Origin of the sequence: Arthrobacter castelli DSM 16402 (assembly GCF_000430705.1) — a bacterium.
Classification (GTDB): domain Bacteria; phylum Actinomycetota; class Actinomycetes; order Actinomycetales; family Micrococcaceae; genus Arthrobacter_C; species Arthrobacter_C castelli.
In genome coordinates this window covers 63,521-87,914 of the sequence record NZ_AUMN01000009.1, presented here as the reverse complement: position 1 = coordinate 87,914, position 24,394 = coordinate 63,521, and the positions used below count along the sequence as shown (strand labels likewise).

Genomic DNA, 24,394 nt, shown 5'->3' with positions numbered 1-24,394 from the left:
GGCCGATGACGAAGGGAATGGGCAAGGCCAATGAACGCACAGCAGCCAGCCGGGCACCACGTGCCAGTGCTGCGCGAACGTTGTGTGTCGTTGCTCGAGCCGGCCATCGACGGAACCGGCGCCGTCGTCATCGACGCGACTCTTGGACTGGGAGGCCACAGCGAGGCGATGCTGAACCGGTTTCCCGGCCTCCACCTGATCGGTATTGACCGCGACGAAGAGGCGCTGGCACTGTCCACCGAAAGGCTGGCCGCATATCAGGACCGTATCGATCTGGTCCACGCGGTCTACGACGAAATCCCCGACGTGCTTGATGATTTGGGTGTTCCGGCCGTCAACGGTGTGCTGTTCGACCTGGGGGTTTCCTCGCTCCAACTGGACGAGCGCGAACGGGGTTTTGCCTACTCCTTCGACGCGCCTTTGGACATGCGCATGGATTCCAGCGAAGGCCAGACCGCTGCCGACGTCGTTAATCAATACCCGCTGCAGCAGCTGCGCACTATTATCCGCCGCTGGGGCGAGGAAAAGTTCGCCGGACGGATTGCCGAGGCGATCGCGGCCGCGCGGGCGGATGAGCCGATTACGACGACGGGACAACTGGTCGAGATCATCCGCAGCGTTGTGCCGGCCGCGGCGGCACGGTCCGGGGGGCATCCGGCCAAGCGGACTTTCCAGGCGTTGCGGATCGAGGTCAACCAGGAACTTGAGGCGCTGCAGCGGGCGATTCCGGCCGCTGTGGATGCCCTGATGTTGGACGGCCGGATAGTTGTGATGTCGTACCACTCGCTGGAGGACCAGATCGTCAAGTCGGTCTTCAACTCACGTTCACAGTCGTCCGCGCCCAAGGGATTCCCGGTCGAGTTGGACGAGCACAAACCGGAATTGAAACGCCTTTCACGCGGAACCGAGGCACCATCCGCGGCGGAAACAGCAGAAAACCCACGGGCCGCTTCGGCCAAATTACGTGCCGTTGAGCGCATCAGGGACAGGAGGGTGGCATGACTCAGCAGCCACACATCACGGAGCACCCCGGCCAGACCGTGGCGGGCAGTGCAGCGCTGGCGCCGACGCCGGCAGGCACGCACGCCCCCGACCACGGAGGGCACCCCGAGCGTCGCACACCACTGTCCGTGGTGCCTGCCGGCACACGGCGCCGGCGGGTTCCCTTCGCCGTATTCTGCTTCGTCGCACTGGTGGCGTCGCTGGTTGGAGTGCTGGTGCTGAACGTCTCCGTGTCGTCGGGCCAGTATCAGCTGGTGGAGCTGAACAGCAAGCAGGCATCGCTGCAACAGAAAAACGAAATGTTGACACAGCGGGTGAAAAACCATGTGGCTCCACAGAATCTGGCCTCCCAGGCGGCAGAATTGGGAATGGTTAGTTCGCCAACGTTTGGAACCATTGATTTGAACAGCATGCGCATCGCCGGTGAGCCTGAGCCAGCCGAGAAATCGGACGGCCCGGACGCCCGTGTACCTGCGCCCGATGTCTCGATCATCGATCAGGCGCCGACGGCGTCGGGCCCCTCATCGGAGAAGCCGGACAGCAAGCCGTCAGGCAGCTCCGAGGGCTCGGACAGCACATCGCAGGACAACGGACCAGACCAGGGCGCATCGGATAGCGGGCAGAGTGAGGCAGATGGCAACCAGTCATCCAATCCTCAAGCCTCGGGTGGATCGTCATCCGACGACAGCTCCAACAGTGGATCCGACGACGGCGTCGTGCCTGCCCCCGTGCAGCGCCAACCTGCTGACCTCAATGGCGGCACCATTCCGGCTCCCCAACAGGCGGGCCAAGAGTAAGTTTCCAACCCAACCGGACGAGGACGATGGCGGGATCTAAAGACCCTCAAGGCGGCACAGCAGGAGTATCGATGGGCACCCGGCGGCTGCGTATCGGGCTGGCCATGATGCTGTTGCTGCTGCTCGTACTTGGCGGCAGGCTGTTCCAGATTCAGGGAATCGACCCCGACGGGATGGCGCAGGCAGCAGTCGACAACCGGACGCGCTCGTTCCCCGTCGCGCCGCTGCGCGGGGATATTATCGGCGCCCAGGGCGATGTGCTGGCGACAAGTGTGCAACGGTTCCACATCACAGTTGACCAGCAGAATGTGCTCGATGAGTTCAAGCGGATCACCCCTGACAATGAACTGGTCACCGTGACCAAGGACGAGGCCGTGGCGAAACTGGCCAATGTGCTGGACAAGCCCGAAAAGAAGGTCAAAGACGACCTCACCGGTGACGACCGCTTCCACTACGTCGCCAAGGGTGTCTCTCCGGCGGTCCGGGACAAGGTGATGAACCTGGGCATTCCCGGCATCGTCGCGCAGGCCACCAGTGAACGCACCTACCCCTCCGGGTCGGTGGCCGGTTCCATTGTTGGCTACCTGGGCTCGGACGGCGCCGCGTTGGGCGGTATTGAACTGACCAAGGACGACAAGCTCTCAGGCACGCCCGGCAAGATCAGTTACCAGATCGGCGCCGATGGCATTCCGATTCCCACCGCTCCGCGGAAAGAAAAGCCGGCCGTCGATGGCACCTCCATCCAGCTGACCATTAACCAGGACATTCAGTGGTTCGCCCAGCAGCAGATCAAGAGCCAAGTGGATCGGCTCAGCGCCGAATGGGGCAGCATTGTGGTGCTGGAGGCAGAAACCGGCCGGGTCGTGGCCATGGCCCAGTCGCAGGCCCCGGACCCCAACAGCCCGGGCAAGACGCAGTCCAACCGTCGTCAGGCTATCGGCGTCACCACCGCCTTCGAGCCGGGATCGACGCAGAAACTGATCACCATGGCTGCCGTGATTGAAGAGGGAATCGCCGGGCCGCTGTCCGAGTTCACGGTCCCGCCGTCCTACACCGTGGATGGCCAGACATTCAGCGATGCTTTCGAACACGGCACGCAGGAACGCACCCTGGCAGGCATCTTCGGCGATTCGATGAACACCGGCACGGTGATGGCCGGCGAGCAGCTGACCAAGCAGGAGCGGTACGACTGGATGCGGAAGTTCGGCATCGGCCAGAAGACAGGTGTGGCGCTGCCCGGCGAAACTGCGGGCATCCTGGAAAAGCCGAAGAACTGGGACGTACGCCAGAAGTACACCGTGCTGTTCGGGCAGGGCGTGGCCCAGACGGCACTGCAGACTGCCGTGGCATACCAGACGATCGCGAACGACGGCGTGCGGTTGAAGCCCCGTTTGATCGACGCCTACATCGAACCGGACGGGACCCGCCACGAGGTCGGCAAGAAAAAGGCACAGCGCGTCGTCTCCCATAAAACCGCGCAGCAGCTCCAGGACATGCTGGAGACCACCGTCACCGACGCCGGCGCCCAGCTGGCGCAGATGGAAAGCTACCGGGTCGGCGGCAAGACCGGCACTGCGGAAGCCCCCGGCAAGAATGGCGGGTACAATGGCTACACAGCGTCGTTCGTGGGAATGGCTCCGATGGAGGACCCCCAGTACGTGGTCGGGGTGACCCTGCAGCGTCCGCAAGGCAATATTTATGGCATCACGGCCGGGCCGACGTTCACGGCGGTGATGGGCCATGTGCTGCACACCTTCGATGTGCCGCCCTCTACAGGGAAGCCGGCCCACTTGCCATTGTTTGCCAGCGAAAAACGGGAGTAGTTCGTGCCAGAGAATACCGGAGCCTCCACCACAGCGGTAATGATGCGGCCGGCCAACGTCGCTTCGGTATCCATCTCCACCGTGGTGGAGTTCCTGCAGGCATTTGGCGCCGCCCACGCTGCCGTGACGAGTCCGCTTCCCGAAGACACCGACGTTGCCGTCAGCGGCGTGTCCATCGATTCGCGCACTGTCCAACCCGGAGATCTGTATATTGGCCTGCCCGGAGCCCGGAGCCATGGAGCAGAGTTCGCTCCGCAGGCAGTCGAGGCCGGTGCGACAGTAGTCCTGACCGACGACGCCGGCGCCCGGCGACTGGGAGAGTGCGGCGTCCCGGTGCTGGTGGGAACCAGCTTGCGCTCCGCCGTCGGGCCGTTGTCCCGGCTGATCTTCCAAAGCCAGCCGGCAGGGGTGCAGCGGCCAAAATTGTTTGGCATCACCGGAACCAACGGAAAAACCACCAGCACCTACCTGCTCGATTCGCTGCTGCGTGCACTGGAAAACGACACCGGGCTGATCGGCACCATCGAAATCCTCGCGGGGGAGGAATCCATCCCCAGCCAACTGACCACGCCCGAGTCGCCGCAGATCCACGGACTGCTGGCGCTGATGCGGGAGCGCGGACTGAGCGCCGCATCCATGGAGGTCTCCTCCCACGCCATCACGTACCGGCGGGTGGATGGTGTGAAGTTCGATGTCGCCGGCTTTACTAATCTCACCCAGGATCACCTGGACCTGCATGGGGACATGGAGGATTATTACCAGGCCAAAGCCGCGCTGTTCAGCCGGGAACGAGCGCGCCGGGCCGTCGTGGCTGTCGACGACGAATGGGGGCGGCGGCTGGCCTCGGAGACGATGATTCCGGTGACCACGCTGTCCGGCAGCGGAATGTCCGCGGACTGGACGATCCCGGAGGTGCAGCCGGTCGGAACCGGAAACCGGTTTGTGCTGCACGGGCCTCACGGGGTCCGGCTGCAGTGCCATATCCCGGCCCCTGGAGCTTTCAACGTGATGAATGCCGCACTGGCTGCGGTGATGGTGCATGAATCGGGAGTGCCGGCCGGACGGATCCAGGAAGTGCTCGACGCCGCGGACCCATTCAGCGTTCAAGTTCCGGGGCGGATGGAAGTGGTGGGCAGCGCACCGGCCGCCATCGTTGATTTTGCCCACAACAGCGACGCCCTCGAGCGGACGCTGCAGTCGGTGAGGACACCGCAGGAATCGGGTCGGGTGATCGTGGTCTTCGGCGCCACCGGCGAACGGGACCAGGGCAAGCGGACCGTGATGGGCGCCATCGCCGCCCGCAACGCCGACGTCGTCATTGTCACCGATGATGACCCGCACGACGAGGACGCCGCTTCGATCCGCGCCGAGGTCTTCGAAGGAGCCGACACGGCACGTCGGGACGGGGGCCTGTCGTGTGAACTTTCCAACGTCGCCCCCCGGGCCGCCGCCATCGAAGCGGCCGTCGAAATGGCCACCCGAGGCGACGTGATTCTGGTGGCTGGCCGCGGCCACGAGGTGTGGCAGGAAGTCAACGGCGTGAATCTGCCCCTGGACGACCGGGTCGAACTGCGCGCGGCGCTGCAGAAGCACGGATTCACTCCTGCAGGTGCCGAGCGGATAGAGTCCTGAGCGAGATGATTGAACTATCCGCAGAAGAGATTGCCGCTGTCACCGGAGGCCGGCTGACCGGCACCGCCGATCCCGAGGCCACGATTGGATCCGTGGTGACCGATTCCCGGCAGGTCAGAGCGGACGCCATGTTCGTTGCCAAACCGGGTGAATTCGCCGACGGGCACAGCTTTATTGGTACGGCGTTCGACGCCGGGGCGGTGCTGGCGCTGGCTGAACGGGCTGTCCGCGACGCGTCCGGGGCCGAGTATCCGTCAGTCATCGTCGACGACGCGGTACTGGCCATGGGAGCCGTGGCCGCGGAGGTCATCCGCAGGCTCCGCGCCGCCGGTGAGCTGACCGTTATCGGCATTACCGGCTCCGCAGGCAAAACCACCACCAAGGACTTGCTGTCCGCGGTCTTGTCGAACGCGGCGCCCACGGTGGCACCGGTCAACTCCTACAACGGTGAAGTGGGCGTTCCGCTGACCGTGTTCGAGGCCGGCTTCTCCACCCGCTACCTGATTATTGAGATGGGCGCCACCGGAATCGGGCATATTGACTACCTCGCCCGGATGGTGGCCCCGGACATCGGCGTGGTGCTCGGTGTGGGCTCGGCCCATGCCGGCGAATTCGGGTCAATCGAAAACATCGCCCGGGCCAAGGGCGAACTCGTCGAGACGCTCGGCGCCGACGGAATTGCCGTGCTGAACGCCGATGATGCCCGCGTGGCTGCGATGGGGGACCGTACTGCCGCCCGGGTGCTGTCGTTCAGCTCCGGCCGGCAGGACACTGAGCTGCAAGAGACCGGGCTGGTCATCGGCAGCCATCTGGAGACGACCCGCGAAGGGCACCCGGCTTTTGACGTGACTTTTCCCGATGGTTCCGGCGGCCATGTCGTATCCGGACTGCTGGGAACTCATCACGTCGTGAACCTGCTTGCGGCAGCAACTGCCGCGTTTGCGGCCGGGCTGGACGGCACCGGCATCGTTTCAGGGCTGAGCGGACAGTCTGCGGGCAGCCGCTGGCGGATGGAACGCACAGAGCGCGCCGACGGCGTCACCGTGATTAATGACGCTTATAACGCCAATCCGGAGTCCATGCGGGCTGCCTTGCGCACGCTGGCCGAACTGGGGCGCGGACGCCGCACCTGGGCCGTGCTGGGCGAGATGCTCGAGCTCGGCGACGAGTCGGTCGAGCAGCATGACGCCGTGGGCCGCGATGTGGTGCGGTTGAATATCTCCCGGTTGCTTGCCGTCGGCAACGGAGCCCGGGCGATTCACAACGCGGCCGTGCTGGAAGGGTCGTGGGGCGATGAAGCGGCCTATGCCGCCGACGTCGATGAGGCGGAACACGTGCTGCGCACAGAGCTTCAGCCGGGTGACCTGGTGTTGTTCAAGTCCTCCAATGGCGCGGCGTTGCGGCTGCTGGGTGACCGGATAGCCTCGACTCAAGACAGAGTGGAAGAGACCGGCGAAGGCACAGCTACAGGCCCGGCTAAAGGCCCGGCTAAAGGCCCGGCTAAAGGTAAAGAGGAAGGACAACCGCACTCGTGATCACCTTGCTCATGGGCGGTGCCTTCTCGCTGATCTTCGCGTTGGTCGGAACTCCGCTGTTTATCAAGCTGCTGGTCAGCCGCGGCTATGGCCAGTTCATCCGCGACGACGGCCCCACGTCCCACCACACCAAGCGCGGCACCCCCACGATGGGCGGCATGGTGGTGGTTGTGTCCGTCGTCGCCGCTTACTTGCTGACCCATTTGATCGTGTACCTGATCAATCCGGACAGCCAGGGGCCGACAATATCCGGCGGCTTGTTGCTGCTGTTGATGGTGGGCATGGGCCTGGTGGGTTTCCTGGACGACTTCATCAAAATATCCAAGCAGCGCAGCCTCGGACTGAACGCCGTCGCCAAGATCATCCTGCAGAGTGCCGTGGGCATCTTGTTTGCCGTGCTGGCGCTCAACTTCCCCGACTCCAGGGGGCGGACCCCGGCGTCGACACATATCTCCTTTGTCCGCGACACCGTTGTGGATCTGGCGTTTGCCGGAACGATCGTGGGGGTTATCCTCTTCGTGATCTGGTCCAATCTGATCGTTACCGCCGCCACCAACGGGGTGAATCTGACCGACGGGCTCGACGGGCTGGCCGCCGGCGCCAGCGTCATGGTGTTCAGCGCCTACCTGCTGATGGGGATCTGGCAGCAAAACCAAAGCTGCGGTTCACCCGGAGTGACCGGCGCCTGCTACGAGGTCCGCGATCCCTTTGACCTGGCACTGCTGGCCGGGGCGCTGTGCGGGGCGTTAATCGGGTTCCTCTGGTGGAACACAGCACCTGCAAAGATCTTCATGGGCGACACCGGTTCACTGGCACTGGGTGGTGCGCTGGCCGGGTTCGCTATCTTGTCCCGCACCGAATTGCTGCTGCTTATTATCGCCGGGCTTTTCGTGATCATCAGCCTGTCAGTCATTGTCCAAGTCGGATTCTTCAAGCTCTCGGGAGGCAAACGCATCTTTAAAATGGCTCCGCTCCAGCACCACTTCGAGCTCAAAGGCTGGGCAGAAGTGACGATCGTGGTCCGGTTCTGGATCCTGTGCGGCCTCTTCGTCGCCATTGGCCTGGGCATCTTCTACGCCGAATGGGTGGCCGGACTGTGAACACGGCACGGACCGACTCGTTGACCAGTTGGGATGCGGATTGGAACGGCTTGCGGGTCGTTGTGGCCGGGATTGGAGTCTCCGGGTTCTCCGCGGCCGATACGCTGGTCGAGCTGGGAGCCGACGTCGTCGTCGTCGACGCCGCCACCGACGACGAGAGCCGCGCCAAGGCCGACACTCTGAAGATCGTTGGCGTCTCCGACGTGCTGCTCGGAGCGGAACACGCCCAATCACTGCCCGACGTCTCGGCCGGAGCGCCCCAGCTGGTTGTCACCTCCCCGGGATGGAAACCCGCTCAGCCGCTGCTGGCCGCCGCGGCCAGCGCCGGCATCCCGATCTGGGGGGATGTCGAACTGGCGTGGCGGCTGCGCAACCGCCAGGGCCGGAAGCCGGCCGAATGGCTGACGGTGACGGGCACCAACGGTAAGACGACGACCGTGGGACTGGCCGAATCGATGCTGCAGGCCTCCGGGCTGCGGGCGGCGGCGGTGGGCAACGTTGGAACCCCCGTGCTTGACGCCATCCGGGACCCGGAAGGCTTTGACGTGCTGGTGCTGGAATTGTCCAGCTTCCAGTTGCACTGGTCGCACACCCTCTCGCCGCTGGCCAGCGTCTGCCTCAATGTGGCCGAAGACCACGTGGACTGGCATGGCTCGTATGCGGGCTACCTGGCGGACAAGGCGAAGATTTACGCCAACACCCGGGTGGCGGCGGTCTATAACGACGAGGATGCGGCAACACAACGAATGGTCGCCGAGGCCGACGTCGTCGAAGGGTGCCGGGCCATCGGCTTCACCACCTCCAGCCCGGACATCAGCATGCTCGGCGTGGTTGATGACCTGCTGGTGGACCGTGCCTTCATCGAGGACCGCCACACCTCCGCCGCGGAACTGGCGGCGCTGGGCGACTTTGAACATGGCGCCGCACGGCACCTGGTGGCCAACGCCCTCGCTGCCGCCGCGCTGGTGCGCGCTGCCGGCGTCGAGCCCGGCGCCGTCGCCGCGGGCATCCGGACGTATCGGCCCGGCGAACACCGGATCCAACTGGTCGCCCACTATGCCGGCGTGACGTGGGTGAACGATTCGAAGGCAACCAACCCCCACGCCGCCGAAGCATCGCTGGAAGCCTTTAAACAAGTCATTTGGATCGCCGGGGGCCTGCCCAAGGGTGTTGAATATGACGATTTGGTGGCCCGGAACGCGCCCCGGCTCAAAACTGTGGTGCTGATCGGCGCCGATACCTCGAGGCTGAAGACAGCATTGCGGCGACACGCACCGGATGTGCCGATAATTGAGGCGCTGCCGGGGGAAACTGAGGGGGAACAGCCGGACACCAACGGCGTGGCGGGTTCTGCCTCAGGCAGTAATGTCATGTCCGCGGCGGTGGCAGCGGCAGCGGATGCGGCCGGAGACGGCGATACGGTGCTGATGGCCCCGGCTGCCGCATCGATGGATCAGTTCCCTTCCTACGCGCACCGCGGCAACGCTTTTATCGAAGCAGTACGTGAGTACGTGGAGGGGCAGGCGCCGACCACCAAGGAGCTGTAATGGTCACCACGCCCACCCGGCCGGGCGCGGGCAAGGCGGGGCGGAATCCGTCCCGGCCCAATGGACCGGCCCGACTCTGGGCATTCCTGGAAGGCAGCGGCAATTCCAATTCCGGGTCCGGGTACTACCTGATCATCGGCGCCACTCTGGCCCTGACTGCCATCGGATTGCTGATGGTGCTTTCCGCCTCGGCGGTGGAGGCCATCGCCTCGGGCAAGTCCCCCTACGATTACCTGGTTAAACAGGCCATCTACGCGGTATTGGGGATCGTGCTGATGCTGGTGTTGTCGAGGATGAGCATTAGTTTCCTGAAACGCTTGGCATGGCCCGCCCTGGGGCTGGGACTGGTGCTGCTGCTGCTCGTCTTCTCCCCACTGGGGGTCGCAGTTGGCGGCAACCGCAACTGGATCGCTATCGGCAGCTTCAGCGCCCAGCCTTCCGAGGCCGCAAAGCTTGCCCTCGCGCTGTGGATGGCTGCCGTGCTGGCCCGCAAGGGGAAGCTGATCAGCCGCTGGCAGCATGTGCTGATTCCGGTGATCCCGGTGGCGCTGCTGGTCATTGGGCTGGTGATCCTGGGCCACGATCTGGGTACTGCCCTGATCCTGATGATGATCGTCGCCGCGGCGCTGTTTTTCGCCGGTGCGCCGGCCAGGATGTTCGTCATAGCAACTATTGTCGGCATCGTGGCGGCCGGGACGCTGACGGTGACCAGCGAGCATCGGATGGAGCGTGTGGCCAATTGGCTGCGCGGCGTCTGCCCGGTGGGAGAAGCGGGCTGCTATCAGTCCACCAACGGACTCTACGCCCTGGCCTCAGGCGGATGGACCGGCGTCGGGCTGGGGCAGGGCCAGCAAAAGTGGAGCTGGATCCCGGAGGCCCACAACGACTTCATCTTTGCCATCATCGGCGAAGAACTCGGGCTGGCCGGCACACTGCTGGTTGTGGCGCTGTTCGGCATCCTCGCTGTCGCGATCGCGCGGATCATCACCCGCCACCAGGATCCATTCGTGCGCATCCTCAGCGGGTCGATCATGGTCTGGATTATCGGCCAGGCTTTCGTCAATATCGGTATGGTGACCGGGCTGCTGCCGGTGATCGGGATTCCGCTGCCGTTCATTTCCTACGGCGGGTCGGCCCTGGTGTTCACTTTGGCAGGCATCGGCGTGATCCTTGCCTTTGCACGCAGGATGCCGGCGAAGACGACGGCGGAATCTTCCGCATGAGCGGTGCAGAACTGTCCGTGGTGCTCGCTGGAGGGGGCACCGCCGGCCATGTCAGTCCGATGCTTGCCATCGCCGACGCCGTTGCCCGCCGATGGCCGGACGCGAAAATCCTGACAGTTGGAACTGCCAGTGGAATGGAAACCACACTCGTGCCGGCTGCCGGATACGAATTGGCCACGATTCCCCGGGTGCCGCTGCCGCGCCGGCCGAGTGCCGACGTGCTGAAGCTGCCCGGCCGGCTGCGTACCGCGATCGCCGCATCAGAGCGCATCCTGCGCGATGCCGGAGCCTCCGTCTTGGTCGGTGTCGGCGGCTACGTCTCGGCTCCGATGTACATCGCCGCCAGGCGGTTGAAGGTTCCCGTGGTGATTCACGAGGCCAACGCCAAGCCCGGCCTGGCCAATCGGCTGGGAGCACGGTGGGCGGCCGCCGTCGCCGTTGCCTTCGACAACACCCGGCTGCCCGGCGCCCAATGGGTTGGTATGCCGATGAACCCCGCCATTGCCTATCTGGAGCGTTCCAGGCACCGCAGCGCGGCACGGACCGCCCTCGGGCTCGACCCGGACAAGCCCACCTTAGTGATCACCGGAGGCTCCTCGGGCGCCGCCAGCATCAACAGGACTGCGGCCGGTTCCCAGGACGTTTTTGCCTCGGTGGACGTGCAGGTCCTCCACATCACCGGACGCGGCAAGCAGAACTTCGACGCCGATGGAGCCTTGGTGCAGAACCAGCATTACCGTCAGGTCGAATACGTCGACGGCATGCAGAATGCCTACGCCGCGGCCGACCTGCTGGTGGCCCGGGCCGGAGCCGCGACGGTGTGCGAAGTCAGCGCGGTGGGCCTGCCGTCGATCCTGGTGCCCTTGCCGCACGGCAATGGCGAGCAGGCGCTGAACGCCGCCGGTGTGGTGGCCGCCGGGGGAGCGGAGCTGGTGCCTGACGCCGAGTTCACTCCCGAATGGGCCTCCACCCGGCTTCCCCGGCTGTTCTGGGACGAATCCACGCTGGCTCGAATGAGCGAGGCAGCAGAATCGATGGGCATCAAGGACGCCGCCGAACAGATGGCCCGGCTGGTGGCACAGGTGGCCGGCGTCCGATGAGATACAGTTCCACCCCGTCCGCAGAAGAGCTGGGCAACGTGCATTTCGTCGGCATCGGCGGAGCCGGGATGTCCGCCATAGCGCGCATCCTGCTGGCACGTTCCGTGACGGTCTCCGGATCCGATGCGCGCGACTCCGAAATTCTTGCCCAGCTCGGCAGCCTCGGTGCCACTGTGCATGCCGGACACAACGCAGAATGGGCCGGATCCGCCGACACCGTGGTGGTGTCCACCGCGATCCGAAGTGACAATCCCGAAGTCCGGGCGGCAACCGCCGCCGGCGCGCGGGTGATCCATCGTTCCCAGGCTTTGGCCGCTGCGATGGACGGCAAGTCGGTGGTGGCCGTGGCCGGGACCCACGGGAAAACCACCACGACGGCGATGATCACCGTGATGCTGCACCACAACGGCCTCGACCCGTCCTTTGCCGTGGGCGGGGACGTGGCGGGCCTGTCCGTCAACGCCGCCCATGGCAGCGGGGACTGGTTCATTGCCGAGGCCGACGAGTCAGACGGTTCTTTCCTCAACTACCGGCCCAATGTGGCTGTTGTAACAAATGTGGAGCCGGACCACCTTGACCATTACGGGTCGCCGGAGGCGGTGTATGCGGCCTTTGACAGTTTCGTCGACAGGCTGGCCCCCGGCGGGACGCTGATTGCCTGTGCCGACGACGGCGGCGCAGGCGCACTGGTGGAGCGGCTGCGCGAACGGGCGCGCGATGGTCGGGCGGCCGCGGAATGGGCTGGTGACGACCGGGGCGGCGGTGGCGGGATCCGGGTGCTGACCTATGGGTTCTCGGAATCGTCGACGGTCAGGATCGTCTCCAGTGAGTCGTGGGACAGGACCAGCACCGCGGTGCTGGAGTTCGGCGACGGCGGCACGGTCCGCCGCCAGGAGCTGGTACTGGCGGTTCCGGGCACGCACAACATACTCAATGCCGCTGCCGCATTTGCAGCTGGATTGCAGGCTGGCCTGACGGCGGATGCAGCCGCGGAGGGACTTTCCGCATTCTCCGGTGCGGCGCGGCGGTTCGAGTTCAAGGGAGAGGCCGGCGGGGTGCGGGTCTTCGACGACTACGCACATCACCCCACGGAGGTGTTGGCGGCGCTGACCGCCGCCCGCACCGTGGCGGGGCCCGGCCGGGTGCATGTGCTGTTCCAACCGCATTTGTTCTCCAGGACCAAGGAATTCGCGGTTGGCTTCGCCGACGCACTGTCCGCGGCCGATTCGGCCACTGTGATGGACATTTATCCGGCCCGGGAAGATCCAATGGAGGGGGTCACCAGCGAGCTGATCACCGGCCGGCTCGCCGGCAGGTGCTACCAGCCCGACTTGCAACGGGCACTGGACCGGGTCGTCTCGATGGCCAGCTGCGGCGATATCGTCCTCACAGTGGGGGCCGGGGACGTCACGCAATATGGTCCGCTGATCCTGAACCGGCTGGAGGGAGGCACCGTTGGCAATGACCAAGGAGACTGAAACAGACACCTCCGGCTCGGTGGTGGAGATGCCTCGCCCGGCGTGGCGGCGCCGACGGCGGAACTGGCTGATCGGTGGCGGAACCGCGGCCGTGTTGGTCGCAGCATTGATCGCGGCCGTGATCTTCACCCCGATGTTTGCCGTGAGGACACTGACCATTGACGGCACCAAGCTCGCCACGGATAAAACAATCCGCAAGCAGCTCGAACCGGTGATGGGGGTGCCGCTGCCGCAGGTCACTACCTCCGAGGTGCATTCGCTGCTCGACGATGTGCCGCAGGTGGCCGACGTCGACATTGAGGCGCATCCGCCGTCGGAGCTGGTGGTCCACGTCCAGGAGCGGATCCCTGTGGCGGTGATCAAGAAAGGGGGGAAATTCGCCCTGATCGACAAGACCGGAACCGAATTGGCCTCCGTCAAGGATCGCAGCAAGGTCCAACTGCCGCTGATCGAGGGGACCAGCGGGCAGGTGGGCGAGGAGATTTTCCGCACCACGACGGAGGTGCTTGCCTCGCTGCCCGCTTCGATCAGGTCGAAGCTTGAGCATGCCTCGGCCGAATCCATTGATTCGGTGGTGCTGACCCTGGAGAACGGAAAGAAAGTGATCTGGGGCAACGCCACGAAGAACCAGCTGAAGGCCGAGGTGCTCCAAGTGCTGCTGGAAGAGGCAGGCAAGAAGGACACCGAAACCGGAGCCGCCCCCATCCGGGTCTATGACGTCAGTTCGCCGACCAGGCCGGTCACGCGTTGACGCAAGGAGAGCCCGACGCAAGGAAAGCCGGACGTGAGGGCCGCCGGCTGCGGGCTGCTGCATCCAGGGCGGATTCTTCCGAATTTTCGCCAATTCTTCCCTGTAGCAAGTTTGCGGCCGACACGCTGGCCCCGGTCGTTGCAAGAGCATCCAATCGGCCATAGCGTCTCGGTTAAGGAATTACTTGACATAACTCTAACCCTCAACTAGAGGGTTAAGGTTGAAATCAGGAGCTTCCAACCGGGAAGAGCATTCCGGTATGAGCAAGAACAGTCAGTGCAGAGATTCGAACAAGGGACACAGGACGTGGCAGCACCGCAGAATTACTTAGCCGTCATAAAGGTCGTCGGCATCGGCGGCGGTGGCGTGAACGCCGTCAACCGGATGATTGAAGTAGGACTCCGGGGCGTGGAGTTCATCGCCATTAATACCGATGCGCAGGCCCTGCTGATGAGCGACGCCGACGTCAAGCTCGACGTCGGGCGTGAACTCACCCGTGGACTGGGCGCCGGGGCAGACCCGGAAGTGGGACGCAAGGCGGCCGACGACCACCAGGATGAAATTGAAGAAGTGCTTCGCGGGGCGGACATGGTCTTTGTCACCGCGGGTGAAGGAGGCGGAACCGGCACCGGCGGCGCACCTGTCGTCGCGCGCATCGCCCGGTCGCTGGGCGCGCTCACCATTGGCGTGGTGACCCGGCCGTTCACCTTCGAAGGCAGGCGCCGCTCAACCCAGGCTGAGACCGGTATCGATTCGCTGCGCGACGAAGTCGACACATTGATCGTTATTCCGAACGACCGGTTGCTGTCCATCAGCGACAGGAATGTGTCGATGCTTGACGCCTTCCGATCCGCAGACCAAGTACTGCTCTCCGGCGTGCAAGGCATCACCGACCTGATCACGACCCCGGGCCTGATCAACCTGGACTTCGCGGACGTGAAGTCCGTGATGCAGGGCGCAGGGTCCGCACTGATGGGCATCGGGTCCGCCAGGGGAGACGACCGGGCGGTCAAGGCGGCCGAGCTGGCCATTGCCTCGCCGCTGCTGGAAGCATCCATCGACGGTGCCCACGGCGTGCTGCTCTCGATCCAGGGAGGCTCCGACCTGGGTCTGTTCGAGATCAACGAGGCCGCACGCCTGGTCCAGGAGGTCGCACACCCGGAGGCCAACATCATCTTCGGTGCTGTCATCGACGACGCGCTCGGCGACGAGGCGCGCGTCACGGTGATTGCTGCCGGATTCGACCAGGTGGATGCCACCTCTGCGCCGGCCATTCCGGAACAGCGGCAGGAGGAAGCGATTCCCGCCTCCGTGGGTGCCGGCTCCTGGGCCGGCAACGGCAGTCAGCAGTCGGGGCAGCAGCCGGCGTACCAGCAGGGCCAGCAGCCGAGTCAGCAGCCGGCCTACCAGCAGGGTCAGCAGCCGGCGTACCAGCAGGGAAACCAGCAGCCGACGTATCAGCAGGGAAACCAGCAGCCGGGTCAGCAGCCGGCCTACCAGCAGGGCCAGCAGCCGGTCTACCAGCAGGGACAGGGCGGTCAGCAGGGCGGCCAGGTCCCGGCCGATGGGGGATTCGATGTTGACATGCCTGCCGTCGTGGAGCCGGAGAATACGGGCAACGGGCAGTCGCGCCGGGACGACCTGGATGTCCCCGACTTCCTGAAATAAGCAGCGGCGGTCGGACGACGTGTTCTGGTGGCGGCAGCAGATTGCAGCAGGTGTCGAAGCAGCGTTCACTGATGTGGATGCGGGCAACCTGTCGCTGCATGCCGGCGACGGCGACCCGGTGGCGGTACGCCAAGGCCGGGCGCAGCTGGCGGTCGCTATGGGCGTCGATCCGGCCGGACTGCGGTTCATGAATCAGGTGCACTCTGCACGCGTGGCGCGGGCGGATCAACTTGTCCCTGTGGATCCGCCCGGCCCGGACGCTGTCCCCGGGCCTGGTTCCGGCTCGGGGCCCGGGAGCATGGACGCCATGGTCTCCCCAACGGGGCAGCACCCGATGGCGGTGATGGTCGCTGACTGCCTCCCGGTGGTGCTCGCCGGCTTTGCGCCGGGCACCGGGACGGTGGCGGCCACCGCCGTCGCCCATGCCGGGCGCCAAGGGCTGGCAGCCGGCATACTTCCCGCGACAGTGCGTGAGCTCAAAGCTTGCATGGGCGCGGTGGAAGCAGCCGTGCACCAGGGACAGGTGCGGGCGTGGATCGGCCCATCCGTGTGTGGCAGTTGCTACGAAGTGCCGCCGGGGCTGGCTGCCGAGGTGGCCGCAGCCGTGCCGGGCAGTGCCTCGACAACACGTCAGGGCACCACGGGTCTTGACCTGGGCGCCGGGGCCGAGGCGCAGCTGCAGGCGCTCGGCGTTCAAACGGAGCGCGTGCCGGGGTGCACGATGGAGCAGGACCGGTTGTTCTCCCATCGGCGCAATCAACGGACGGGCCGGTTCGCCGGATTGGTGTGGCGTGGACAGACAGACTGAGCTGAGCGGAAATCTGCAGGCAGTTCGGCAGCGGGTCACGGCGGCACTCGACACCGCCGGCAGGGACGATTCGCCCACGCTGATCGTTGTGACCAAATTCTTCCCGGCCTCGGACGTCGCCGCCCTGGCAGAGCTCGGCGTGCGTGATGTGGGTGAGAACCGGGACCAGGAGGCGTCGTCGAAAGCGGCACAGGCAGCGGACGATCCACGCTGCCAGGGGCTCCGGTGGCATTACGTTGGTCAGTTGCAAAGCAACAAGGCCAAATCTGTGGTGCGGTATGCCGCAGCCGTGCACTCCATTGACCGGGGATCGCTGGTTAAGGCCCTGGACAAGGCTATGACTGTCGAACAACAACGGCGTGCCGGCGACGGGGCCGCCCCGAGGGATAATTTGCAGTGCTTCATCCAGGTCAATCTGGATCCGGCGGGCGTCGATGACGACGAAGCCCGGCAGGGCGGGCACCCGGCTGGCCGTGGTGGCGTCGACCCCGTCCACCTGCACCAGTTGGCGGCCCGGATCGATGGCGCCGAACATCTGGACCTGGCCGGAGTGATGGCGGTTGCGCCGCTGGGCGGGGACCCCGACGAGGCCTTCGAGACGCTGGCCGGAATTTCAGCCGGTTTGCGGGCACGCTACCCGGCTGCCCGAGCTATATCGGCGGGCATGAGTTCTGATCTGGAACCGGCGCTGAATCACGGCGCGACACACCTGCGTGTCGGTTCCGACGTCCTCGGTCAGCGTCCGGATCTGCGGTAGCGTCGCAGCTGGGGCAACAAATGGGGCGCCAATAGGAACCAGGCCGTAAAAAGAGGCACGATAGGAGCTAACCATGGCTGGCGCTTTGCGCAAGACAATGATCTATCTTGGGCTCGCCGATGGTGACGAGCACTACGAGCCTGAGCAACGCCACTCGGGACGCAAGAATGAGGACTATTCAGTGGACTATGAGCGGGACGAACACCGCAGCCAGGCGTCGGCTCCGGCCGAGGCGTACCGGACGGCCGACGACGGGTACCGGGCTCCTGTGACCCCGATCAAGCGTGCCCCGTCGTCCAAGGACGATGCTTCAGGGCTGCGTAAGATCACTACCATTCACCCGCGCTCCTATAACGACGCCAAGTTGATCGGGGAAAGCTTCCGCGATGGCATCCCGGTGATCATGAACGTCACCGACATGGGCGAGGCGGACGCCAAGCGGCTGGTTGATTTCTCTGCCGGCCTGGTGTTCGGGCTGCACGGAAGCATTGAACGCGTCACGAATAAGGTGTTCCTTCTCTCCCCGTCATACATCGAGGTGCTCGGTGACGAGAAGACGTCCGGCGACGGACAGTCCGGATTCTTTAATCAGAACTAAGACGCCCGGCGGTACCGTAGGATGGGAACGTTCTTTCAACCGTTTTTATAAGGAATGTGGCTGACGCGTGAGTCTCGTTTTCTCCCTGCTGTACTTGGTGCTGCTGGTGTTCCTCCTGGCGTTGCTGATCCGGTTGATATTCGACTGGGTCCAGGTCTTCGCCCGGGAGTGGAAGCCGCGCGGCGCCGCATTGGTGCTGGCCTCCGGCGTCTACTCCGTGACAGACCCGCCGCTGCGCAAATTGCGCAGAGTGATGCCTCCGCTGAGGCTGGGCAATATCTCCCTTGATCTGGCATTCCTGGTGCTGGTGCTCGCGGTATTCATCGCGATGTCCGTTGTCCGTTCCTTGGTATGAATGACGGTGAGCGCACCCCCGGGGCGCGGAAGATATACTCTTTTCAGCGATAGAGTGAATGAAGTTCCGTCGATTAATGATCTACTATAGCGACGAAGGCCCGGCAGCCCGTTGCAGAAAAACCAGTATGAGGTGACCAGATGGCGCTAACGCCAGAAGATGTAGTCAATAAGCGGTTCCAGCCCACCAAGTTCCGCGAGGGCTACGACCAGGACGAGGTGGACGATTTCCTTGACGAAATCGTCGTGGAACTGCGGCGTCTGAATCAGGAGAACGAGGAGCTGCGCAAGCAGCTGTCCGACACCGGGTCCGAGTCTTCGAGCCCCGAGGCCGCCGAAACGGAATCGGCCACCGAGGCTCAGCCTGCAACCACTTCGGCCACGGCGACCAGCGAGGCCACGTCGGCCACCGGGGAGACGTCGTCGACTGAGACCGTGCCGGGCCCTGTGCCCGCCACCGGGGCAGCCGAGTCTGACGACACGGACACTGCGACGGCCGCAACCGAGCCTGACACTGAAACGTCCGTAAAGGAAACAGAGGAACCAGCGGAAACAACGGCCAAAGGCGCCACCGACGATACGGCCCAGCCGACATCGGAGTCGGCGGCCGGGGTGCTCGCCATGGCACAGCGGCTGCACGATGAGTACGTCAACGCCGGTGTGGAGCAGCGGGACAAAATCATCTCCGAAGCCCAGGTCGAGGCCCACGGACTGGTCAACGACGCTCAGGAGAAGAGCCGGAAGACCCTGGGGGATCTGGAGCAGCAGCGCGCGGTACTGGAACGCAAGGTGGAGCAGCTGCGCGGGTTCGAACGCGACTACCGCTCACGCCTGAAGGCCTACATCGAAGGTCAGCTGCGCGATCTGGACGCCCGCGGATCCGTGGCGTCAGCTGATTCAACTGACGCTTCCGAGGCCTAGGCAGGATAACTGAGCCGGCACAGCGCGGCCGGTGGTTGAGCGCTTGCTCGGCCACCGGCCCTTGTGCTTAACACTAATGAAAGCATCATGACCGATAATCACAGCGGCCCCTCTGCCGAGGCCGGCGACGGAAACGCCGGCCCGGACGGACGGCCGGGCGGGCAGGTTGAGCACCCCCGGCGCCCGGCGCGCAAGCGGACCTATTTGCTGATCATGGCCGGCTGCGGGCTGTTCGCCTACCTGTTCGACCTGTTCACGAAAATGTGGGTGGTCAACACCATGACGGTGGGACAGGTGACCGAGGTGCTCCCTCCCGTATTGAGCTGGCATTTCATTCGGAACTCCGGGGCCGCGTTTTCCATCGGGGAGGACGTGACCTGGATCTTCACTATCATCCAGGCCATCGTGCCGCTGATCGTCTTCTGGCTCAGTCGGCGGCTGGGATCAATCTGGTGGTCGATCGCGTTCGGCCTGCTGGCAGGCGGGGCGTTGGGGAACCTCACCGACCGGCTGTTCCGCCCGCCCTCCTTCGGGATGGGGCATGTGGTGGACTTTATCGCGTTCCCGAACTTCGCTATCTTCAACATCGCGGACTCGGCCGTGGTCGGAGCGGTTATCCTTGTCTGCATCCTGACCTTCAAGGGTATTGGTATCGACGGTGCACCCGCCGATGACAGCCCCCGTGACGCCGACCGGCGTGATGGCGGGCCGGAGACATCCGGACGGGGGAAAGGAGCCTGATGCAGCGATCCGTGCAGGTGAGCGCCGAACACGACGGCCAACGGGCCGATGCAGGGATCGCTGCCCTGCTGGGTATCTCCCGCTCAGCGGCCGCGGCCATGTGTGCCGAGGGGCATATTGCTTCACGAGGATCTGTGCTGGGCAAGTCCGAGCGGCTGCAGGAGGGCCAATGGCTGGACATCGAGATACGCGAGCGGGCCGATCCACTGGAAATTGTCGCCCAGCCGATTGACGATATGGACATCATCGCCGACGAAGCAGACTACGTCGTCGTCGATAAGCCGGTGGGAGTTGCCGCACACCCGTCGCCGGGCTGGGTGGGCCCCACCGTCGTCGGCGGGCTGGCCGCAGCCGGGTTCCGGATTTCCACCTCCGGTGCCCGCGAGCGGGCCGGGATAGTGCATCGGCTCGACGTCGGCACCTCCGGAGTCATGGTGGTGGCGAAAACTGAGGCCGGTTACAGCGAACTGAAACGCGCCTTCAAGGAACGCACCGTCTCGAAGGTCTATCACGCCCTGGTCCAGGGGCTGCCGGACCCGCTGAGCGGTACTATCGAGGCGCCGATTGGCCGGCACCCCGGATACGACTGGCGCTTCGCGGTGACCGAGGACGGCAGGCCGTCTGTCACGCATTATGAAGTGATTGAGGCATTCGGCAAGGCGACCTTGGTCGAAGTGCAGCTGGAAACCGGCCGGACTCATCAAATCAGGGTCCACTTCTCGGCACTTAAGCACCCCTGTGCCGGAGACCTGACCTATGGTGCCGATCCGAAGCTGGCCGCGTCCCTTGGGCTCACCCGGCAGTGGCTGCACGCAACTTCCCTGGGGTTCACCCGGCCGGGCACCACCGACGTGGTCGAATACACCAGCAATTACCCGCAGGATCTTCAGTACGCGCTGCAGGCGGTTCAGGAAGGCCGGTAGCGCCGTAACAGGGTGCAGTCGAGGCTGCTCGGGCCAAATCCGTCGACCCGCCGGAGGGCTGGCTGGAACCGTGTCCTGACACCTCTACAATGGAATCCGTGGCACCTGGGAAAAAAGACTCGTTCGTTCATCTGCACAACCACACCGAATATTCCATGCTGGACGGTGCCGCCCGTTTGACGGACCTGTTCGAGCAGGCAGACAAGCTGGGAATGGACTCGGTGGCAACCACCGACCACGGCTACGTATTCGGCGCCTTCGACTTCTGGTCCAAAGCCAAATCGGCCGGGATCAAGCCGATTATCGGCGTCGAAGCCTATGTCACCCCCGGCACGGCCCGGCAGGACCGCACCCGTGTGCAGTTCGGTGACGGGGGCCGCGGCGACGTCTCCGGTAACGGTGCCTATACCCACATGACGCTGCTGGCCTCCAGCACCGAGGGGATGCACAATCTCTTCCGGATGTCGTCGCGGGCTTCGCTCGAAGGGTTCTTCCACAAGCCTCGTATGGACCGGGAACTGCTGAACACCTACGGCAAAGGCATGATCGCCACCACGGGCTGTCCCTCCGGCGAGGTGCAGACCCGGTTGCGGCTTGGCCAGTACAAGGAGGCGGTCGCTGCCGCATCCGAGTTCCGGGATATCTTCGGCGCCGAGAACTACTACTGCGAGCTGATGGACCACGGCCTGGACATCGAGCGCAATGTCCATGCCGACCTGCTGAAGCTGGCCAAGGACCTGAACCTGCCGCTGGTGGCCACTAACGACCTGCACTACACCAACGCCGAAGATTCCAAGGCGCACTCGGCGCTGCTGTGCGTGCAGTCCGGTGCGACGATGCAGGATCCCAAGCGCTTCAAGTTCGACACGGACGAGTTCTACCTCAAGTCCCCGGCCGAAATGCGCGACGTGTTCCGCGATCATCCTGAAGCCTGCGACAACACCCTGCTGATCGCCGAACGGTGCGAGGTCGAATTCGACACCGAGGCGAACTACATGCCCCGCTTCCCGGTGCCCGAGGGCGAAACCGAGCAGACCTGGTTCATCAAGGAAGTCGAAAAGGGGCTCCAGTACCGGTTCCCCGGCGGTATTCCGGACGATATCCGTGCCCAGGCCGAGTACGAGATCGGCATCATCACCCAAATGGGTTTCCCGGGATACTTCCTGGTGGTCGCCGACTTCATCAACTGGGCCAAGGACCGCGGCATCCGGGTGGGCCCGGGGCGTGGTTCCGGGGCCGGCTCCGTGGTGGCCTACGCAATGCGCATCACCGAACTCAATCCGCTCAAGCACGGACTGATCTTCGAGCGCTTCCTCAACCCGGACCGCGTGTCCATGCCGGACTTCGACGTCGACTTTGACGACCGCCGCCGGGGCGAAGTGATCAATTACGTCACCGAAAAGTACGGCGACGAGCGGGTGGCGATGATCGTCACCTACGGCACCATCAAGGCCAAGCAGGCGCTGAAGGACTCCTCCCGCGTGATGGGATACCCGTTCTCCATGGGCGAGCGACTGACCAAGGCGATGCCGCCGGACGTGATGGGCAAGGGCATTACATTGCCGGAGGTCCACGACACCGAGTCCCCGCGGTACTCCGAAGCGGAGGAACTGCGGGAGATCGTCAAGACCGACCAGGACGCACAGCAGGTCTTCGACACCGCCCTCGGGCTGGAAGGGTTGAAACGCCAGTGGGGCGTGCACGCGGCCGGCGTCATCATGTCCTCCGACCCGCTGATCGACATTATCCCGATCATGCGCCGTGAACAGGACGGCCAGGTCATCACCCAGTTCGATTACCCCACCTGCGAGGGCCTCGGGCTGATCAAGATGGATTTTCTGGGGCTGCGGAACCTGACGATCATTTCCGATGCCATCGAGAACATTAAGATCAACCAGGACTTAGACCTGGACCTCGAGGGCCTCGACGTCGATGACCCGGCGTCCTACGAGCTGCTGGCCCGGGGCGACACCCTGGGCGTGTTCCAGCTCGACGGCGGTCCGATGCGGCAGCTGCTGAAGATGATGCGGCCGGACAACTTCGAAGACATCTCCGCCGTCATCGCGCTTTACCGGCCCGGTCCGATGGGGGCGAATTCACACACCAACTATGCATTGCGCAAGACCGGTCAGCAGCAGATCGAACCAATTCATCCGGAATTGGCCGAACCGCTGGCCGATATCCTGGACACCACCCACGGGTTGATCGTGTACCAGGAGCAGGTGATGGCCATTGCCCAGAAGGTGGCGGGATTCTCGCTGGGCCAGGCCGACATTCTCCGGCGTGCCATGGGCAAGAAGAAGAAGGCCGAGCTGGACAAGCAGTACGTCGGGTTTCACCAGGGCATGGTGGACAGCGGCTACTCCGAGGCGGCGATTCAGGCGCTGTGGGACATCCTGCTGCCGTTTTCCGACTACGCCTTCAACAAGGCGCACTCGGCCGCGTACGGGCTGGTGTCCTTCTGGACCGCATACCTGAAGGCGCATTATCCGGCGGAGTACATGGCGGCGCTGCTGACCTCGGTCGGCGACGACAAGGACAAGATGGCCCTGTACCTGAACGAGTGCCGGCGGATGGGCATCACCGTGCTGCCGCCTGACGTCAACGAATCGGAACTGAACTTCACCCCGGTCGGGCGGGACGTGCGCTTTGGCATGGGCGCCGTGCGCAATGTCGGGGGCAACGCCGTGTCCGCGATGGTCGATTCCAGGAAGGAAAAGAAGGCCTTCACCTCGTTCAACGACTTCCTGCAGAAGGTGCCCGCCGTCGTCTGCAATAAGCGCACCATCGAGTCGATGATCAAGGCAGGCGCCTTCGACTCCTTGAAACACCCCCGGCGCGCGCTGGCCATGGTCCACGAAGAGGCTGTCGACTCCGTGGTGGCCGTCAAGCGCAAGGAGGCGGAGAACCAGTTCGACTTCTTCTCGCTGATGGGCGAGGAGGACCCGGACGCAGGATTCGCCATCTCCATTCCGGACCTGCCCGAATGGGAAAAGCAGGACCTGCTCGGATTCGAACGCGAGATGCTCGGGCTTTACGTCTCCGACCATCCGCTCAGCGGACTGGAACCGGTGCTCACCCAGCACGCCGACAGCAGCATCAGCAGCCTCATCGGTGAAGAAGGACCGCCTGATGGAGCCGTTGTCACCATCGCCGGGATGATCACCTCGCTGTCCCGCCGGATCGCCAAAAACAGTGGCAACGCCTACGCGCGTGCCGAAATCGAGGACCTGGGCGCCTCTATGGAGGTGATGTTCTTCGGCAAGGTGTACGGGCCGATTTCCACCATCCTCGCCGAGGACCTGATCGTTACGGTGCGAGGCCGCGTGCAGCGCCGGGACGACGGAGCAGTGAGCCTGAATGCGCAGGAATTGACGGTCCCGGACCTCAGCGACGGGCATTCCGGCCCGGTGATGATCTCGATGGTCAACCACAAGGCCACCGAGGCGGTCGTCACCGAGTTGTCGGACGTGCTGCGCAACCACCCCGGCAGTACCGAGGTGCAGCTGAAGCTGACCGGTTCGCGGAAGGTCGAGCTGCTCAGGCTGGGCGTTCAGCTGCGGGTGAGCCCGACGCCGGAATTGTTTGGCGACCTGAAGGTGCTACTCGGGCCGGCCTGCCTGGAAGCCGGATAGC

General features: G+C 64.4%; 20 protein-coding genes. All 20 read left to right on the top strand.

The features are described 5' to 3' along the window. The first annotated feature begins 30 nt into the window (after positions 1-30). The 20 genes from rsmH to dnaE all read left to right on the top strand — a co-directional run bounded on the left by rsmH (position 31) and on the right by dnaE (position 24,393). The gene (gene rsmH / locus H535_RS0111410; RefSeq protein ID WP_026819648.1) at positions 31-1,002 is read left to right on the top strand and encodes a 16S rRNA (cytosine(1402)-N(4))-methyltransferase RsmH; all 972 of its coding nucleotides are present in this window, start codon (positions 31-33) and stop codon (positions 1,000-1,002) included. After that, positions 999-1,799 carry a cell division protein FtsL gene (ftsL, locus tag H535_RS24975; protein WP_051299078.1) on the top strand — a complete coding sequence of 267 codons (801 nt, stop codon included), beginning with the start codon at positions 999-1,001 and terminating at the stop codon, positions 1,797-1,799. Before rsmH ends, ftsL begins: the two co-directional genes overlap by 4 nt. 26 nt (positions 1,800-1,825) lie before the next feature. Continuing rightward, positions 1,826-3,622, top strand: a complete 1,797-nt coding sequence (locus H535_RS24970; protein ID WP_035769298.1) for a peptidoglycan D,D-transpeptidase FtsI family protein — start codon at positions 1,826-1,828, stop codon at positions 3,620-3,622. 42 nt (positions 3,623-3,664) lie between these two features. After that, on the top strand, positions 3,665-5,254 hold the full coding sequence (locus tag H535_RS0111395) for a UDP-N-acetylmuramoyl-L-alanyl-D-glutamate--2,6-diaminopimelate ligase (RefSeq protein ID WP_483771128.1): 1,590 nt from the start codon (positions 3,665-3,667) through the stop codon (positions 5,252-5,254). A 5-nt stretch (positions 5,255-5,259) separates the two neighbouring features. After that, on the top strand, positions 5,260-6,789 hold the full coding sequence (locus H535_RS24965) for a UDP-N-acetylmuramoyl-tripeptide--D-alanyl-D-alanine ligase (protein WP_051299073.1): 1,530 nt from the start codon (positions 5,260-5,262) through the stop codon (positions 6,787-6,789). After that, on the top strand, positions 6,786-7,889 hold the full coding sequence (gene mraY, locus H535_RS0111385) for a phospho-N-acetylmuramoyl-pentapeptide-transferase (protein ID WP_026819646.1): 1,104 nt from the start codon (positions 6,786-6,788) through the stop codon (positions 7,887-7,889). Before H535_RS24965 ends, mraY begins: the two co-directional genes overlap by 4 nt. Continuing rightward, positions 7,871-9,436 carry a UDP-N-acetylmuramoyl-L-alanine--D-glutamate ligase gene (gene murD, locus H535_RS0111380; protein WP_026819645.1) on the top strand — a complete coding sequence of 522 codons (1,566 nt, stop codon included), beginning with the start codon at positions 7,871-7,873 and terminating at the stop codon, positions 9,434-9,436. The genes mraY and murD overlap by 19 nt, the downstream gene beginning before the upstream one ends. Then, on the top strand, positions 9,436-10,659 hold the full coding sequence (gene ftsW, locus H535_RS0111375; protein ID WP_026819644.1) for a putative lipid II flippase FtsW: 1,224 nt from the start codon (positions 9,436-9,438) through the stop codon (positions 10,657-10,659). The genes murD and ftsW overlap by 1 nt, the downstream gene beginning before the upstream one ends. Next, the gene (gene murG, locus H535_RS0111370; protein ID WP_026819643.1) at positions 10,656-11,759 is read left to right on the top strand and encodes an undecaprenyldiphospho-muramoylpentapeptide beta-N-acetylglucosaminyltransferase; all 1,104 of its coding nucleotides are present in this window, start codon (positions 10,656-10,658) and stop codon (positions 11,757-11,759) included. Before ftsW ends, murG begins: the two co-directional genes overlap by 4 nt. Next, a complete protein-coding gene (gene murC, locus H535_RS0111365) occupies positions 11,756-13,237 on the top strand; it encodes a UDP-N-acetylmuramate--L-alanine ligase (protein WP_026819642.1) in 1,482 nt (493 codons plus the stop codon). The genes murG and murC overlap by 4 nt, the downstream gene beginning before the upstream one ends. Then, positions 13,221-13,988: a cell division protein FtsQ/DivIB gene (locus H535_RS24960; protein WP_051299071.1), complete on the top strand. Its 768-nt coding sequence runs from the start codon at positions 13,221-13,223 to the stop codon at positions 13,986-13,988. Before murC ends, H535_RS24960 begins: the two co-directional genes overlap by 17 nt. A 306-nt stretch (positions 13,989-14,294) precedes the next feature. Further along, on the top strand, positions 14,295-15,656 hold the full coding sequence (gene ftsZ / locus H535_RS0111355; protein WP_026819641.1) for a cell division protein FtsZ: 1,362 nt from the start codon (positions 14,295-14,297) through the stop codon (positions 15,654-15,656). A gap of 19 nt (positions 15,657-15,675) precedes the next feature. Then, positions 15,676-16,464, top strand: a complete 789-nt coding sequence (locus H535_RS29935; protein ID WP_026819640.1) for a purine nucleoside phosphorylase YfiH/LACC1 family protein — start codon at positions 15,676-15,678, stop codon at positions 16,462-16,464. After that, the gene (locus H535_RS0111345) at positions 16,448-17,221 is read left to right on the top strand and encodes a YggS family pyridoxal phosphate-dependent enzyme (RefSeq protein ID WP_026819639.1); all 774 of its coding nucleotides are present in this window, start codon (positions 16,448-16,450) and stop codon (positions 17,219-17,221) included. Before H535_RS29935 ends, H535_RS0111345 begins: the two co-directional genes overlap by 17 nt. Before the next feature lie 73 nt (positions 17,222-17,294). Continuing rightward, complete coding sequence (locus tag H535_RS0111340; protein WP_026819638.1) at positions 17,295-17,819, top strand: cell division protein SepF; 525 nt, start codon at positions 17,295-17,297, stop codon at positions 17,817-17,819. A 67-nt stretch (positions 17,820-17,886) separates the two neighbouring features. Continuing rightward, on the top strand, positions 17,887-18,174 hold the full coding sequence (locus tag H535_RS0111335; RefSeq protein ID WP_026819637.1) for a YggT family protein: 288 nt from the start codon (positions 17,887-17,889) through the stop codon (positions 18,172-18,174). Positions 18,175-18,314: 140 nt separating this feature from the next. Beyond that, on the top strand, positions 18,315-19,094 hold the full coding sequence (locus H535_RS0111330) for a DivIVA domain-containing protein (RefSeq protein ID WP_026819636.1): 780 nt from the start codon (positions 18,315-18,317) through the stop codon (positions 19,092-19,094). A gap of 87 nt (positions 19,095-19,181) precedes the next feature. After that, positions 19,182-19,835 (top strand): signal peptidase II, encoded by a 654-nt coding sequence (gene lspA / locus H535_RS24955; protein WP_081416615.1) that lies wholly within the window; start codon positions 19,182-19,184, stop codon positions 19,833-19,835. Further along, positions 19,835-20,758, top strand: coding sequence for an RluA family pseudouridine synthase (locus tag H535_RS0111320; RefSeq protein ID WP_026819635.1), 924 nt, complete (start codon positions 19,835-19,837; stop codon positions 20,756-20,758). Before lspA ends, H535_RS0111320 begins: the two co-directional genes overlap by 1 nt. Positions 20,759-20,856: 98 nt before the next feature. Then, positions 20,857-24,393, top strand: a complete 3,537-nt coding sequence (dnaE, locus tag H535_RS0111315; RefSeq protein WP_425387270.1) for a DNA polymerase III subunit alpha — start codon at positions 20,857-20,859, stop codon at positions 24,391-24,393. Position 24,394: the final 1 nt, after the last annotated feature.